We start from the raw sequence: 559 nt of genomic DNA, 5'->3' as shown, positions 1-559 counted from the left end.
TGTGATTTCGGAGTTCAATGACAAGTATCCTGACATCAATATCGATATGGAACTTGATAATCGATTTGTCGATATCGTCAATGAGCGTTTCGATCTGGCCATTCGTACTGGCATGTTGCCTGATTCTAGCCTTATTGCCAGAAAGCTGGTGGATGCAAACTGGGTGGTGTGTGCGTCTCCCAAGTATCTTGCCAAGCATGGCATTCCAAAGCAGCCGATCGAACTTACTAAGCATAACTGTTTGGTTTACTCCTATCAGGAGACTGGCGCGCGTGAGTGGGCGTTTAAAGCCGGCGATAAGATGTACCAAGTTACCGTTGATGGCAACTTATGCACCAACAACTCTTCTGCGTTACGAAATGTCGCGCTGCTAGGGCAAGGTGTTATCTACGTGCCTCGTGTATTGGTGTATGAAGATTTAAAGCAGGGCAGCTTGATCCAGTTGTTCAAAGAAGAAACGGCGAAATGCTTGGGTATCTACGCTGTCTACCCATACACAAGGCAGCAACCCGAGAAGATTAAGATCTTCATTGATCACCTATACAACAGCTTCCAAAGT

The 559-nt window shown here is 46.0% G+C and carries 1 protein-coding gene; it reads left to right on the top strand.

What is annotated here, in order from left to right; translation table 11 throughout:
- Window positions 1-559, top strand: a 559-nt coding sequence (locus R7F64_RS24215; protein ID WP_318072194.1) for a substrate binding domain-containing protein, incomplete at both ends; no start/stop codon positions are given.

Origin of the sequence: Vibrio sp. Vb1980 (assembly GCF_033338615.1) — a bacterium.
In the GTDB taxonomy this organism is placed as follows: Bacteria; Pseudomonadota; Gammaproteobacteria; order Enterobacterales; family Vibrionaceae; genus Vibrio; species Vibrio alginolyticus.
This window is presented reverse-complemented; position numbering and strand designations above follow the sequence as displayed.